The organism is Nocardioides sp. Z50_6, from assembly GCF_058215755.1.
Genome location: NZ_JBZAJB010000010.1, coordinates 68,901 through 82,377, shown reverse-complemented (window position 1 = coordinate 82,377; position 13,477 = coordinate 68,901). Strand labels below are relative to the sequence as shown.

The following is a 13,477-nucleotide window of genomic DNA, read 5'->3' as shown; positions in this document are numbered from 1 at the left end:
CATGGATCCGGCAACCCTGATCGGCATCCTGCTCGCCTTCGTCATCATCATCGTGTCCAACATGATGGAGGGCGGCAACCCGATGTCGATGCTGCTGCTCCCTCCGATGCTGCTGGTCTTCGGGGCCACCCTGGCGATCTGCTTCGCCGGCGGCACCGTGGCCGACGGCAAGGCGGCAGTGACCTCCCTCAAGCGCGCCTTCACCGGCAAGGCCGCCTCGTCGGCCGACCTGGTGCCGGTCGTCGTCCAGCTCGCCGAGCGCGCCCGCCGCGACGGCCTGCTGGCGCTGGAGGACCAGCTGCGCGGCATCGACGACCCGTTCCTGGTCAAGGGCGTCACCCTGGCCATCGACGGCACCGACCCGCACGAGGTCCGCGAGATCCTGGAGGCCGAGGTCTACGCCAAGAAGGTCCAGGACAAGCACGCGGCCAAGTTCTTCGGCGATGCGGGCGCCTACGCCCCCACCATCGGCATCGTCGGCACAGTGATGGGCCTGGTCCACGTGCTGGAGAACCTCGCCCAGCCCGAGGAGCTCGGCCACCTCATCGCCGCCGCCTTCCTCGCGACCCTGTGGGGCGTCTGCTCGGCCAACGCCATCTGGCTGCCCATCTGCGCCCGCCTCAAGCGTCTCAGCGACCTGGAGTGCACGCGGATGGAGGTGGCGATCGAGGGGATCGCCGCCATCCAGGCCGGGGCCAACCCCCGGGTCATCGCCCAGAAGCTCCACTCGCTGCTCCCCGCCGCGGAGCTCGCCGCCCTGGCCAAGGCCGCCTGATGGCCGGCGGGAAGCGTCACATCGAGGAGGAGCACGAGAACCACGAGCGCTGGCTGGTCACCTACGCCGACATGGTCACGCTGCTGATGGTGCTCTTCATCGTGATGTTCGCGATGAGCCAGGTCGACGAGAAGAAGTTCAGCGCGCTCAAGGAGGGACTGGCCGCCGGGTTCGGACAGTCCGCGGTGGTGATGGACGGGGCCGAGTCGCTGCTCGACAACCCCGGCAGCGCCGCGGTCAAGACAATGAGCCCCAAGCAGTACGCGCAGCTCAGCCCCGAGGAGCAGGAGATGGTGACCGAGGCGGTGGCGCAGCACGAGCGGCTGCGCACCCAGCGCTCGTACGCCGAGGCCGAGGCGGAGGCCGACCGGCTGGCCAAGATCATGCGTCGGGTCAAGAAGGCCCTGGCCGCGAAGGGCCTGGGCGACGACGTGGTCACCACGATCGACAACCGCGGCCTGGTGGTCAGCCTGGTCTCGCGCCACGTCGTCTTCCAGGCCGACATGGCCGACCTGACCTCCCGTGGGCGCACGGTGGTCGACACCCTGGCCCCGGTGCTCGCCAACATCCCGGACCCCCTCCAGATCGACGGCCACACCAACCAGGTGCCGGTGAAGCCGAAGTACTACGCCAGCGACTGGGACCTCTCGGCCGCCCGGTCGATCACGGTGCTGCGCCACCTCAGCGAGGGGCGCGGGATCTCCGAGGGGCGACTCACCGCGTCGGCCTTCGGCCACGAGAAGCCACTGATGGACCCGGCCGAGCCGGGGTCGCAGCAGATCAACAAGAGGGTCGACATCGTGGTGCTCTCCTCGCTGCCGGCCGCGACCCGGGAGCTGCTGGAGCAGGCCGCCAACGACGAAGAAGGAGACCGGACATGACCGTCACCGCGATGCCCCCCGCCCCCGGCGGCACCACGCTGGAGGAGCCCGAGGTCAAGAAGAAGGGCGGCAAGAAGAAGCTCCTCGTGGTCCTCGTGCTGGTGCTGGCCCTGGCCGGCGGCTGGTTCTTCTTCCTCAAGCCGTCGGGACCCAGCGAGCCGAAGCCGGGCGAGGTGATGGCGCTGGACTCGATGCAGGTCAACCTGGCGGCCGGCCACTACCTGCGCCTGGGTCTGGCCCTGGAGCTGGTCGAGGGCGCCCACAAGCTCGACGGCAGCAAGGCCCTGGACGCCTCGATCACCGTCTTCAGCGGCCGGGAGATGTCGGAGCTGGTGACCGGCGAGCAGCGCGAGAAGCTCCGCGAGGAGCTGATGGAGAAGCTCGACCACGCCTACCACGGCGAGGTGCTGGAGGTGTACTACACCGAGTTCGTCACCCAGTGACCCGCCCGCCCCGAGACCGGGGCGGGGTCGTCGGGATGGTCTAGTCCAAAATCCTCAGGAGGGTCGCGGCCGGGCCGATACGACGTACGTGACCCCTCCCCCAGCCCAGGCCGCGTCCCCGAACGGGACGTCGGGCGCCCGTTCGCGCCGCCGCAGCCGGGGCACGGAACCGGTGGTCTACGACTTCCGTCGCCCGATCCAGCTGAGCCGCGAGCACTCCCGCATCCTGCAGCTGGGCTTCGACAGCTTCGCGCGCCAGGCGACCACGGTCTTCACCTCCTGGCTGCGCACCGTCTGCGCGGTCCAGCTCCTCTCGATCCAGCAGCTCAGCTACGACGAGTACATCGACTCGCTCTCGGCGCCGACCTACATGATCAAGCTGACCGCCGAGCCGATGCACGGCCTGGCCATGCTCGAGCTCCCGCTGCCCGGCACCATGGCCGCCATCGACCACATGCTCGGCGGCCCGGGCGGCAAGACCCAGCCGGTGCGCCCCCTCACCGAGATCGAGTCCGGCGTGGTCCGCGGGCTGATCGACCGCCTGCTCAGCGAGATGCGCTACGGCCTGGCCGCGATCGCCGACTTCGAGCTGGTGCCGGCCGGCATCGAGTACAGCCCCCAGTTCGCGCAGATCGCGGGCGCCGCCGACATCATGGTGGTGGTCGAGTTCGAGCTGAGGATCACCGACATCGGGCACCGGATGACGCTCTGCCTGCCGTTCAACGGCCTGCTCCCGCACCTGACCAAGGCGGCCGCCCCGGCGCCGGTCTCCGAGCGCGAGCTGCACAAGCGCGGGGAGGCGGCCGCGCTGCTGCAGCGGCGCTTCGCCGACGTGCCGGTCGAGGCCACCGTCCGGCTGCGGCCCACGACCCTGCACCCGACGGCGCTCGCCGCCCTCAAGCCCGGCGACGTCGTCCGACTGGCCCACCCCGCCTCCGCCCCGCTGGACGTCTGCGTCGACGACACGCCGTTCGCCCACGCCACCGCCGGGGCCAAGGGCCCGCGGCTCGCCGCCCTCATCGTGGGCACCCCGAAGGAGAACTCATGACCCCCCAGACGTCCGCCCCGGACACGAGCCTGGCCGTCACCGCGGCCACGGCGGCCGCCGGCGTCCTCCCCGCGGTCACCCCGCTCAGCGCCGTCGGCGCGCAGCCCGGCAACGAGCACGTCACCGCCGCCTTCTCCGGGGCCTCGATCGCCGTCCTGGAAGGCCCCGACGGCCGGACCCACCGGGTCGCCGTCCTGGTGGGCGAGGAGTTCGTCCGGGCCCTGATGGAGAGCCCGCTGGGCGGTCTCGACCTGGCCGCGGCCACCCAGCCGGCGATCGACGCGGTCGCCGCCGCGCTGGGCTGCACCGCCCGCGCCGCCACCCCGGTCGACCTGTCGATGGTGGTCAGCGACCTGGGCGCCCCCTTCACCGCCGTGCCGCTGGTCGGCCAGGGCATCGAGGCCGCCGTCCTCCTGGTCGACACCGCGCTGACCCCCTCGGTGGCCGTGGCCCCGGCCTCCCCCGTGTTCACCCCCACCCACGAGCCGGCCGGCCAGCCCATCGCCCCGCCCGCCCCGGCGGGCCCGCTGTCCTACGGCGCGCCCGACACCGGCGTCCCCCGGAGCGAGCACGTCGCCTCCCGGCGGGGCATCGAGATGCTGGCCGGGGTCGACATGGAGGTCACCGTCGAGCTGGGCCGCACCCGGATGGCGGTCCGCGACCTGCTGGCCCTCTCGCCCGGCACCGTGCTCGAGCTCGACCGCGCCGCCGACGGGCCCGCCGACCTGCTGGTCAACGGCCGGCTCATCGCCCGGGGCGAGGTGGTCGTGGTCGACGAGGACTTCGGTCTGCGGATCACCGAGATCGTGGACGAAGCGAGCGCCTGACCCGTGCTCGAGCTCACCCTCCGGCTGGTCTTCTCCCTGGCCGTCGTCGTCGGCCTGCTGCTGCTGCTGGCCCGTCTCGGGGCGCGCCGCTTCCAGGGCGGGGCCAGCTCGCTGGTCCGGGTGGTGCACCGCCAGCCGCTGACCCGCACCTCGTCGGTGGCCGTGGTCACCGTCGGCAGCCGGGTGCTGGTGCTCGGCACCACCGAGCACCAGGTCAACGTGCTGGCCGAGCTCGACCCCGAAGAGCTGGTCACCGAGGAGCAGCTGGCGCAGGTCGTCCCCGAGGAGCCCACCCCGCTGGGCGGCTCGGTGCTCTCTCCGCGCACCTGGCGCCAGGCGCTGGCCGCGCTCCGGGGCAAGGACGACGGCGGCCCCACCGGCGGCAGGCACCAGCCATGAGGTGGCTGCCGCGGCTGCTCGGAGCCGCCCTGGCAGGCCTCCTGCTGGTCCTGCTTCTGGGCTCGGTGGGCGGCGCCGCGCACGCCGTCGACCTCTCGCTGTCCCCCGAGGGTCCGGGCGGGCCCGCCGGGCCCGGCGGCCCCGGCGACAGCTCGGTCACCATCGAGCTCGACGGACTGACCGAGACCCCGAGCAACTCGGTCGTCATCATCATCGCGCTGACGCTGCTCTCGCTGCTGCCGGCCATCCTGCTGACCTGCACCAGCTTCACCAAGATCCTGGTGGTGCTCGGCCTGACCCGCAACGCGCTGGGGCTCCAGCAGACGCCGAACAACCAGGTCCTCGCCGGCCTCGCCCTCTTCCTGAGCCTGTTCATCATGGGCCCGGTGCTCTCCCAGATCAACGAGGTCGCGCTCCAGCCCTACCTCGACGGCGACAAGACCTCCACCGCCGCCTACACCGACGGCCTGGAGCCGCTGCGCGAGTTCATGCTCGACCAGTCGGGCGACGAGGAGCTGATCCTGCTCACCAACGTCGCCGGCCGGGACCTGCCCGAGGACCGCGACGACGTGGGGATGGCCACCCTGGTGCCCGCCTTCGTGCTCAGCGAGCTCAAGCAGGCCTTCATCATCGGCTTCATCATCTTCATCCCCTTCCTGGTCATCGACATCGTGGTCAGCGGCGCGCTGATGGCGCTGGGCATGATGATGATGCCGCCGGTGATGGTGTCGCTGCCCTTCAAGCTCCTGCTCTTCGTCCTGGTCGACGGCTGGGGACTGGTGGTCACCTCCCTGGTCTCCAGCTACGGGGGGCCAGGATGACCGACACCGTCGTCATCGAGATCGCGCTGCGCACCATGCTGGTCGCGCTCAAGCTCTCCGCGCCGATCCTGGTCACTTCGCTGGTGATCGGCTTCGCCATCTCGCTGTTCCAGTCGATGACCCAGATCCAGGAGTTCACGCTCGCCTTCGTCCCCAAGCTGGTCGGCGTGGGCGTGGCCATGCTCATCAGCGGCAACTGGATGCTGCACACGCTGGTGACCTTCACCCTGGACCTCTTCGAGGCGCTGCCCTCGATGCTCTCCTAGGCCTGCCATGGTCCTCTCCCTCGCCGGGCAGGAGCTGATCGCCTACCTGATGGCCTCGATCCGGATCGGCGCCTGGCTGGCGGTGGTCCCGCCGTTCTCCTCCCGCTCGGTGCCGGCGATGGCCAAGGTGGTGCTGGCCCTCGGGCTCGCCTTCGCGGTGGCCCCCTCGATGGCGGGCGAGGTCTCGGCCGACACCTGGGGGCTGGTGGTCGTGGCCCTGACCCAGGTGCTGGTGGGGGTGGGCATGGGCTTCGTCACCCACCTGCTCTTCCAGGCCATCGCGGCCGCCGGCAGCCTGGTCGACATCTTCGGCGGCTTCGCCCTCGCCCAGGGCTTCGACCCGCTCGGGATGAACATGAACACCGTCTTCGGCAAGTTCCACCAGATGCTGGCCACCATGCTCCTCTTCGCCACCGGCGGTCACCTGCTGGTGATCGGCGGGCTGCTCAGCACCTTCGAGCTCCTCCCCCTCGGCGAGCTGCCGGAGACCGAGGGCGCCCCCGGGATCCTGGTGACCGCCTTCGAGATGTTCTTCGTGACCGCGGTCCAGATCGCCCTGCCGATGATCGCGGTGCTCTTCGTCGCCGACCTCGGGCTGGCCCTGCTCACCAAGGTCGCGCCCCAGCTCAACGCCATCAACGTGATGTTCCCGGCCAAGATCGGCCTGACCCTGCTGCTCCTCGGGCTCTCCTTCCCCGTCCTCCCCGAGGCGGTCGACCGGCTGGTCGACCTCGCCAACGAGGCGATGGCCGCCCTGGCCGGCGGGGGGTGAGGCGATGAGCGAGGAGAAGACAGAGAAACCGACCCCGAAGAAGAGGAAGGAGAACCGCAAGGAGGGGCAGGTCCCGCGCACCCAGGAGCTGGGCGGCTGGGCCTCGATGCTGGCCGTCGGGATGGCGCTGCCGATGCTGATGGGCCGCGAGCTCACCGCGCTGCGCGAGCTGATGACCAGCTGTCTGGTGGCGGTGGAGACGGCCGACGTCGCCCTGGCCCTCGAGCTCTTCAGCCGCGGCCTGTGGCACGTGGCTCTGGCGCTGCTCCTGCTGGCCAGCGGAGTGATGGTCATCGGCATCGCCGGCGCGCTGGCCCAGGGCGGCTTCTACCTGGCCACCAAGGCGGTCAAGCCCAACTTCAAGAAGCTCAACCTGCTCCAGGGCGCCAAGCGCGCCTTCGGCCCCCAGGCCCTCTGGGAGGGCGCCAAGATGCTCGTCAAGAGCTCGGCGGTGGCGATCATGGCCTACCTGGTGATCCGCTCGATGATGCCGTTGCTGGGCGGGCTGATGCCGATCCCCGCGGTGCTGGAGGTGATCGCCGAGGAGTCGCTGGGGCTGATCCGCAACGTCGCCCTGGCCGGGCTGGTGATGGCGGCGGCCGACTACGCCTTCCAGCGGCGCAAGATCGGCAAGCAGACCCGGATGACCAAGCAGGAGGTCAAGCAGGAGCACAAGAACTCCGACGGCGACCCGCTGGTCAAGAGCGCCATCCGGTCCCGCCAGCTCGCCGCGGCCCGCAACCGGATGATGGCCGACGTGCCCACCGCCGACGTCGTGCTGGTCAACCCCACCCACGTGGCGGTGGCCCTGCGCTACGAGCCGGAGCGGGGCGCCCCCGTGGTGGTCGCCCGCGGCGCCGGGGCGATCGCGGCCAAGATCCGCGAGGAGGCGGCCACCCACCGGGTCCCGCTGGTGCGCGACGTGCCGCTGGCCCGGGCCCTGCACTTCTCCACCAAGGTCGGCCAGGAGATCCCCGCGGAGCTCTTCGGCGCGGTCGCGCAGGTCCTCGCCTTCGTGATCAGCCGGCGCACCCGGGGCCACCACGGCGGCGAGCACCGCAGCCCGCGCACCGAGGCCGACCTGCCGCCGGTGCTGCCCGCGGGTCGCCGGAGAAAACCCTCAGAACCGTCGGCCGAGGGCCGATAGGACTCTCGTGACACCAGGACGGTGTCTGCCGCGCCACGGAGGGCGCACCGGATGAGGTGACCCTTCGAGAGGACCCGTGGCGTGAAGCGCTTGACCCAGCTGGGCGTGCCGGTCGGCATCGTGCTGATCGTCGTGATGCTCGTGGTCCCGCTGCCCGCGGTCGTCCTCGACATGCTGATCGCCCTCAACATCACCGGTGCGCTGCTCATCCTGATGGTGGCCATGTTCGTCACCAGGCCGCTGGACTTCGCCTCGTTCCCGGCCGTGCTGCTGGTGATGACGCTCTTCCGGCTGGCGCTCAACGTCAGCGCCACCCGCTTGGTGCTGCTCGACGGCTACGCCGGCAAGGTCATCGACACCTTCGGCCACTTCGTGGTCGGGGGCTCGCTGATCGTCGGCATCATCGTCTTCGCGATCCTGCTGGTCATCCAGTTCGTCGTCATCACCAACGGCGCCGGCCGGGTCGCCGAGGTCGGCGCCCGCTTCACCCTCGACGCCATGCCGGGCAAGCAGATGGCGATCGACGCCGACCTCAACTCCGGGCTGATCACCGAGGACCAGGCCCGCCTGCGCCGTGCCGAGGTGCACGCGGAGGCGGACTTCTACGGCGCCATGGACGGGGCGTCGAAGTTCGTCAAGGGCGACGCGATCGCCGCCATCGTGATCACCCTGGTCAACCTCATCGGTGGCTTCGCGATCGGCGTCGCCCAGCTGGGCATGCCCTTCGGCGAGGCCATCTCGACCTACAGCCTGCTGACCATCGGCGACGGCCTGGTCTCCCAGATCCCCGCCCTGCTCCTCTCGGTCGCCACCGGCCTGGTGGTCACCCGCCACGCGGGCGACGAGGACATGGGCAGCGACATCATCAAGCAGATCACCGCCAACCAGATGCCGCTGCGCATCGCCGGCTTCGCGGCGTTCTCCCTCTGCCTGATCCCCGGCCTGCCCAAGCTCCCGTTCCTGGTCGCCGGCGGGGTGATGCTGCTGGCCTCCACCCGGGTGCCGGCCAAGCCGGACCCCGCGGAGGCGGAGGCCCAGCGCCAGGTCGAGGCCGCGCCCAACCCCGACTCCCCCGAGCTGCTGGCCGCCGAGATCCAGGTCGACCCGCTCGGCCTCGAGCTGGCCCCCGACATCATCGACCTGGTCGACCCCAGCGTCGGCGGCGACCTGCTCGACCGGGTCAAGGCGCTGCGCCGCAAGGTCGCCTCCGACATCGGCATCGTGGTGCCGCCGGTGCGCACCCGCGACAACATCGACCTGCCCTCGCGGACCTACGCGATCACCCTCTTCGGCATCGAGGTCGCCCGCGGCGAGGCCCCGTCGGGTCACGTCATGGCCATCGGCGACTACCTGGGCAACCTGCCCGGCCAGGCCGGCGTGGAGCCGGTCTTCGGCCTGGAGGCCAAGTGGATCCCCATCGAGCTGCGCAACCAGGCCGAGCTCACCGGGGCCACCGTCGTCGACCGGGCCTCGGTGATCACCACGCACCTGGCCGAGGTGGTCACCCAGCACGCCGCCCGTCTGCTGGGCCGCGAGGACGTGCGTCTGCTCACCGACGTCGTCAAGCGCTCGCACCCGGTCGTCATCGAGGAGCTCACCCCCACCCAGCTCAGCCTCGGCGAGGTGCAGCGAGTGCTCCAGAGCCTGCTCGACGAGAAGATCTCGGTGCGCGACCTGGTCCGGATCTTCGAGGCGCTGTCGCTGCGGGCCGCGGCCTCCAAGGACCTCGACGGCCTCGTCGAGTCCGCCCGCCAGGCCCTCGGGCCCGCGGTGGTGGCGCCCTACCTGCAGAACGGCGACGTGCACGTGATCAGCCTCGACCCGCAGCTGGAGCACCGGATGCTGGAGTCGATGCGGGCCACCGACCACGGGGCGGTCCTGGCGCTGGACCCCGACATCGGGCAGCAGATGCTGATCCAGCTGGCCGGGCTCACCGCGGAGGCGGAGAACCGCGACCAGCGGCCGGTGCTCGTCTGCGCCCCCCAGATCCGGGCCGCGCTGCGGCGCCTGGTGCGCCCCACCCTCGACCGGCTGCCGGTCCTCTCCTACTCCGAGCTCGGCGGCAGCGCTCAGGTGCGCTCGGTCGGCGTCGTCACCGGTGACCGCGCCCTCAGCCCGACAGGAGCCCAGCGATGAGCATCGGTCCCCTCAACGGGGTGGTCCTGGGGGCCGCCGCCGTCGTCTCCTCACCGGCCCTGTGGCTCGCCCTGGTGGAGGGCACGCTGCCGTTGGACGCCGCCCTCTCCCGCTACCTGGTCTCGGTGCTGCTGTGCTGGGTGGCCCTCAACGTGGTCTCCCAGCTGGTGGGGCCGGGCGCCCCCGCGACGGCCCGGGCACCCGCCCCGCAACCCGGGCAGCCGGGTCCCGGCGGGGCGCCGGCCACGGAGGCTCAGAGCGCCTGAACCGGCACCCGCCAACGGGCCAGCGTCCCCGTCGGCTCCCTGGTCCCGATGCTGAAGGTGCCGCCGAGCAGCGACGCGCGCAGCGCCAGGTTCTCCAGGCCGCTACGGCGGGCCGGATGATCGAAGCCGACGCCGTCGTCGGCCACCTCGACGCTCAGCCAGCCGGAGCCGAGCCGGAGCTCCACCTGGCAGCTGCTCGCCCTCGCGTGCCGGACGACGTTGGCCAGGAGCTCGCGCAGGCTGGCCAGCGCGTGCTCCACCACGACCGGGGCGTCGAGGCCGTCCAGGTCCCCCTGGGTCCGCATCGTGGGGGTGAAGCCGAGCCCCGGCGCATACTCGCGCAGCAGCCCGCGGGCGTCCTGCCGCAGCCGCTGACCGGCGTCGTGCAGGGCGAAGATCGTCGTCCGGATGTCGCGGATGGTCAGGTCGAGGTCGTCCACCGCGGCGCAGAGCCCCCGCCGGGCGAGGTCCAGGTCGTCCTCGCGCAGCAGGCTGCGCAGCTGGAGCCCCGAGGCGAAGATGCGCTGGATCACCACGTCGTGGAGATCGCGGGCGATGCGCTCCCGCTCGCTGAGGACCAGCAGGCGCTCGCGGTCCTGGGCGGCCCGCGCCCGGTCGATCGCCACCCCCGCCTGCTCCGCGAAGGCCGCGACCAGGGCCCGCTCCTCCTCCGCCAGCGGTGCGGTGCGCCCGGCCCACCAGACCCCGAGCAGGTGCCGCTCGTCGCCGGTGAGCTCGACCGGCACCAGCGCGATCACGTCCTGGTCGAAGGCCAGGACCTGCTCCTCGCCCGAGACCAGGACCTCCTCCAGCGCCGGCCGGGCCTGCTCGAAGAGCGTGCGGCTGCGGGTCAGGTGGCCGCGCCGGACGTCGAGCGCCCTGACCTCGTGCAGGCCGCTGGGGTGCGGCACCAGGAGGCCCGCGCCGGTCGCGGCCAGGGCGCGGCGGACCGACCCGGTCACCACCGAGAGCACGTCCTCCAGGGGCACCGCGGAGGTGATCGCGTGGGCCACCTGGGTGGTCGCCTCCAGGCTGACCCGGCGCCGCTCGCCCCGGGCGTGGACGCGGGCGTTGCGCAGGGCGATCCCGGCCGTCCGCGCCACCGCCGCCAGCCGGCCGGCGGCCCGTGGGTCGAAACCGTGGGGTCCGAGCGGCTCGAAGACGGTCACCACGGCCGCCGGGACCCCGTCGACCACGACCTCCTCGCGGAGCCGGGTGCCCCGGGGGTCCGGGCCGGCAGCCCGGCGGTACGGCGTCCCGCGCTCGGTGAGCACCCGCTGCACCGCACCGTGCCCGTCGAGCACCTCGACCCGCCCCCGGGCCCCCTCGGCGACCGCGCACGCACCGGTGGCGAGCCGGCACAGCACCGTCTCCTCGTCGAGGTCGGCGCCGAGGTCCATGATCGTGGACACCAGGAGCCTGAGCCGCCCGACGATCCGGTCGGGCAGGTCGCCCACGTCGTCGTCCGGATCCTGGCGCGCGTGACGCGACTCCTCCCCCATGACGTCAGCGTCTCATGCACCGGCACGACGCAGACGACCCGCAGGCTGCTCCGGGACGGAGCCTGGGCCGGTCGGATGGCGCCGGAGCCTGCGGGTCGGGTGACTGCGGTGGACTAGCTGCTAGCTCGCAGCCACCTCACGCATCCGTGAAGACATCATCTCGCGGACCACCTCCTTTCCCGTGTCCTTCCACGGTAGGTCGCCGCGGGCGCGGAGCCAAGGGATTTTCCGGCCCCGGCGAGGTCAGGGCGCCAGCCGCCGGCGCACCCACCGGGTCGGCACCGGCTCCGCGCGCCGGAACTCCAGCCGGTCGTGCAGCCGGTCCGGCCTGCCCTGCCAGAACTCCCAGGCCAGCGGCCGCACCCGGTAGCCGCCCCAGCGGGGCGGCACCGGGACCTCCACGCCGGCGAACCGCTCCGCCGCGGCCTCGTGCGCGGCCCGGAGCTCGGCGGCCGACCCGACCGGCTCGGACTGGGCCGAGGCCCACGCGCCCAGCTGGGCGCCGCGGGGCCGGGTGGCGAAGTAGGCGGCGACCTCGTCGGGCGGCAGGGACCAGGCCTGGCCGGTCACCCGCACCTGCCGCTCCACCGCGTGCCACCCGAAGAGCAGGGCGCAGTGGGGGTTCGCGGCCAGCTCCACGCCCTTGCGCGAGCCCCGGTTGGTGAAGAAGACGAAGCCGCGCTCGTCGAAGCCCTTGAGCAGCACCGTGCGCGAGGAGGGGACCCCGCCGGCGGAGACGGTGGAGAGGACCATCGCGTTGGGCTCGTGCAGCCCGGAGCCGAGCGCGTCGGCGAGCCAGCGCCGGAAGAGCGCGAAGGGGTCCTCGCCGGCGTCCTCCTCGAGCAGGCCACGGGCGGCGTACTCGCGGCGCAGCGCGGCCAGGGACTCGGCGGGGTCCGGCTCGCGGACCGGTCGGGGTTCCACACGCGCGACCCTAGACCGGCGCAATGGTGCGCAGGAACCAGCCGGGGTGCAGAATTGCGAGAAGCCCCCATCCCCCGTCGAAGGAGTCGAAGCCGCATGACCGAGGTTCACCACGGACTCGAGGGCGTCGTCGCCTTCGAGAGCGAGATCGCCGAGCCCGACAAGGAAGGGTCCGCCCTTCGTTACCGTGGTGTGGACATCGAGGAGATCGTGGGGCGCGTCCCCTTCGAGAACGTCTGGGGCCTGCTGATCGACGGCAGCTACACCCCCGGGCTCCCGCCCGCCGAGGCCTACAACCTCCCGGTGCACACCGGCGACGTGCGCGTCGACGTCCAGGCCGCCATCGCCATGCTCGCCCCGGCCTTCGGCTTCGGCCAGACCTACGACATCAGCGACGAGCAGGCCCGCGAGGACCTCGCCCGCGTCGCCGTGATGGTCCTCTCCTACGCCGCCCAGTCGGCCCGCGGCCTGCACCAGCCCGTGGTCCCCCAGCGCATCGTCGACGAGGGCGGCACCCTCGCCGAGAAGTTCCTGCTGCGCTGGAAGGGCGAGGTGGACCCGAAGCACGCGCACGCGATCGACGCCTACTGGTCCTCGGCCGCCGAGCACGGCATGAACGCCTCCACCTTCACCGCCCGGGTGATCACCTCCACCGGGGCCGACGTCGCGGCCGCCTTCTCCGGCGCGATCGGCGCGATGAGCGGCCCGCTGCACGGCGGCGCCCCGTCGCGGGTGCTGGGGATGATCGAGGACGTCGAGAAGACCGGCGACGCCCGCGCCTACGTCAAGCGGCTGCTCGACGACGGCGAGCGCCTGATGGGCTTCGGTCACCGCGTCTACCGCGCCGAGGACCCCCGGGCCCGCGTGCTGCGGCGCACCGCGCGCGAGCTGAACGCCCCGCGCTACGAGGTCGCCGAGGCGCTGGAGAAGGCCGCGCTGGCCGAGCTGCGGGAGCGGCGTCCCGACCGGGTCCTGGAGACCAACGTGGAGTTCTGGGCGGCCATCGTCCTGGACTTCGCCGAGGTGCCCGCCCACCTGTTCACCTCGATGTTCACCTGCGCCCGCACCGGCGGCTGGTCGGCCCACATCCTGGAGCAGAAGCGGACCGGCCGCCTGATCCGCCCCTCGGCGCTCTACACCGGCCCCGCCTCGCGCCCGGCCTCGGAGGTCGAGGGCTGGAACGACGCCTGGTCTGCCTGACCCGGCGCATCGCCGGACGGGGATCGGGTACGTCCCAGCAGCAAGCGAGACGACGGAACCAGGAGCGACG

General features: G+C 72.3%; 15 protein-coding genes. 13 read left to right on the top strand and 2 right to left on the bottom strand.

The window, feature by feature from the left end; translation table 11 throughout:
• The first annotated feature begins 1 nt into the window (after window position 1).
• From AC4BGE_RS17875 to AC4BGE_RS17820, 12 genes are all read left to right on the top strand, one after another.
• On the top strand, window positions 2-775 hold the full coding sequence (locus AC4BGE_RS17875) for a motility protein A (protein ID WP_490570259.1): 774 nt from the start codon (window positions 2-4) through the stop codon (window positions 773-775).
• Window positions 775-1,656: an OmpA/MotB family protein gene (locus AC4BGE_RS17870; RefSeq protein WP_490576151.1), complete on the top strand. Its 882-nt coding sequence runs from the start codon at window positions 775-777 to the stop codon at window positions 1,654-1,656. The genes AC4BGE_RS17875 and AC4BGE_RS17870 overlap by 1 nt, the downstream gene beginning before the upstream one ends.
• A complete protein-coding gene (locus AC4BGE_RS17865; protein WP_490570261.1) occupies window positions 1,653-2,099 on the top strand; it encodes a flagellar basal body-associated FliL family protein in 447 nt (148 codons plus the stop codon). Before AC4BGE_RS17870 ends, AC4BGE_RS17865 begins: the two co-directional genes overlap by 4 nt.
• An 88-nt stretch (window positions 2,100-2,187) precedes the next feature.
• Window positions 2,188-3,147 (top strand): flagellar motor switch protein FliM, encoded by a 960-nt coding sequence (locus AC4BGE_RS17860; RefSeq protein WP_490570262.1) that lies wholly within the window; start codon window positions 2,188-2,190, stop codon window positions 3,145-3,147.
• Window positions 3,144-3,974 carry a flagellar motor switch protein FliN gene (gene fliN / locus AC4BGE_RS17855; protein ID WP_490576150.1) on the top strand — a complete coding sequence of 277 codons (831 nt, stop codon included), beginning with the start codon at window positions 3,144-3,146 and terminating at the stop codon, window positions 3,972-3,974. The genes AC4BGE_RS17860 and fliN overlap by 4 nt, the downstream gene beginning before the upstream one ends.
• 3 nt (window positions 3,975-3,977) lie before the next feature.
• Window positions 3,978-4,373, top strand: a complete 396-nt coding sequence (locus AC4BGE_RS17850) for a flagellar biosynthetic protein FliO (RefSeq protein WP_490576149.1) — start codon at window positions 3,978-3,980, stop codon at window positions 4,371-4,373.
• Complete coding sequence (gene fliP, locus AC4BGE_RS17845) at window positions 4,370-5,194, top strand: flagellar type III secretion system pore protein FliP (protein ID WP_490570265.1); 825 nt, start codon at window positions 4,370-4,372, stop codon at window positions 5,192-5,194. Before AC4BGE_RS17850 ends, fliP begins: the two co-directional genes overlap by 4 nt.
• On the top strand, window positions 5,191-5,460 hold the full coding sequence (locus AC4BGE_RS17840) for a flagellar biosynthetic protein FliQ (protein WP_490570266.1): 270 nt from the start codon (window positions 5,191-5,193) through the stop codon (window positions 5,458-5,460). Before fliP ends, AC4BGE_RS17840 begins: the two co-directional genes overlap by 4 nt.
• A 7-nt stretch (window positions 5,461-5,467) precedes the next feature.
• Window positions 5,468-6,232 carry a flagellar biosynthetic protein FliR gene (locus AC4BGE_RS17835; protein ID WP_490570267.1) on the top strand — a complete coding sequence of 255 codons (765 nt, stop codon included), beginning with the start codon at window positions 5,468-5,470 and terminating at the stop codon, window positions 6,230-6,232.
• 4 nt (window positions 6,233-6,236) lie between these two features.
• Window positions 6,237-7,379, top strand: a complete 1,143-nt coding sequence (locus tag AC4BGE_RS17830) for an EscU/YscU/HrcU family type III secretion system export apparatus switch protein (RefSeq protein WP_490576148.1) — start codon at window positions 6,237-6,239, stop codon at window positions 7,377-7,379.
• An 81-nt stretch (window positions 7,380-7,460) separates the two neighbouring features.
• Window positions 7,461-9,515: a flagellar biosynthesis protein FlhA gene (gene flhA / locus AC4BGE_RS17825; protein ID WP_490576147.1), complete on the top strand. Its 2,055-nt coding sequence runs from the start codon at window positions 7,461-7,463 to the stop codon at window positions 9,513-9,515.
• Window positions 9,512-9,781 (top strand): hypothetical protein, encoded by a 270-nt coding sequence (locus tag AC4BGE_RS17820; RefSeq protein WP_490576146.1) that lies wholly within the window; start codon window positions 9,512-9,514, stop codon window positions 9,779-9,781. Before flhA ends, AC4BGE_RS17820 begins: the two co-directional genes overlap by 4 nt.
• Here the strand turns inward: AC4BGE_RS17820 and AC4BGE_RS17815 are convergent.
• Window positions 9,769-11,283: a sensor histidine kinase gene (locus AC4BGE_RS17815; RefSeq protein ID WP_490576145.1), complete on the bottom strand. Its 1,515-nt coding sequence runs from the start codon at window positions 11,281-11,283 to the stop codon at window positions 9,769-9,771. The two genes, AC4BGE_RS17820 and AC4BGE_RS17815, sit on opposite strands and share 13 nt — an antisense overlap.
• 243 nt (window positions 11,284-11,526) lie before the next feature.
• Window positions 11,527-12,207: a pyridoxamine 5'-phosphate oxidase gene (pdxH, locus tag AC4BGE_RS17810; RefSeq protein WP_490570272.1), complete on the bottom strand. Its 681-nt coding sequence runs from the start codon at window positions 12,205-12,207 to the stop codon at window positions 11,527-11,529.
• A 96-nt stretch (window positions 12,208-12,303) separates the two neighbouring features.
• On the opposite strand from pdxH, the gene AC4BGE_RS17805 reads away from it, so the two are divergent.
• Window positions 12,304-13,407 (top strand): citrate synthase 2, encoded by a 1,104-nt coding sequence (locus tag AC4BGE_RS17805; RefSeq protein WP_490570273.1) that lies wholly within the window; start codon window positions 12,304-12,306, stop codon window positions 13,405-13,407.
• Window positions 13,408-13,477: the final 70 nt, after the last annotated feature.

Coding starts and splice junctions, on each gene's coding strand:
- AC4BGE_RS17870 (WP_490576151.1), top strand. CDS start 775: ATGGCCGGCGGGAAGCGTCACATCGAGGAGGAGCACGAGAACCACGAG.
- AC4BGE_RS17840 (WP_490570266.1), top strand. CDS start 5,191: ATGACCGACACCGTCGTCATCGAGATCGCGCTGCGCACCATGCTGGTC.
- AC4BGE_RS17865 (WP_490570261.1), top strand. CDS start 1,653: ATGACCGTCACCGCGATGCCCCCCGCCCCCGGCGGCACCACGCTGGAG.
- fliP (WP_490570265.1), top strand. CDS start 4,370: ATGAGGTGGCTGCCGCGGCTGCTCGGAGCCGCCCTGGCAGGCCTCCTG.
- AC4BGE_RS17805 (WP_490570273.1), top strand. CDS start 12,304: ATGACCGAGGTTCACCACGGACTCGAGGGCGTCGTCGCCTTCGAGAGC.
- AC4BGE_RS17835 (WP_490570267.1), top strand. CDS start 5,468: ATGGTCCTCTCCCTCGCCGGGCAGGAGCTGATCGCCTACCTGATGGCC.
- AC4BGE_RS17830 (WP_490576148.1), top strand. CDS start 6,237: ATGAGCGAGGAGAAGACAGAGAAACCGACCCCGAAGAAGAGGAAGGAG.
- fliN (WP_490576150.1), top strand. CDS start 3,144: ATGACCCCCCAGACGTCCGCCCCGGACACGAGCCTGGCCGTCACCGCG.
- AC4BGE_RS17815 (WP_490576145.1), bottom strand. CDS start 11,283: ATGGGGGAGGAGTCGCGTCACGCGCGCCAGGATCCGGACGACGACGTG.
- AC4BGE_RS17875 (WP_490570259.1), top strand. CDS start 2: ATGGATCCGGCAACCCTGATCGGCATCCTGCTCGCCTTCGTCATCATC.
- AC4BGE_RS17820 (WP_490576146.1), top strand. CDS start 9,512: ATGAGCATCGGTCCCCTCAACGGGGTGGTCCTGGGGGCCGCCGCCGTC.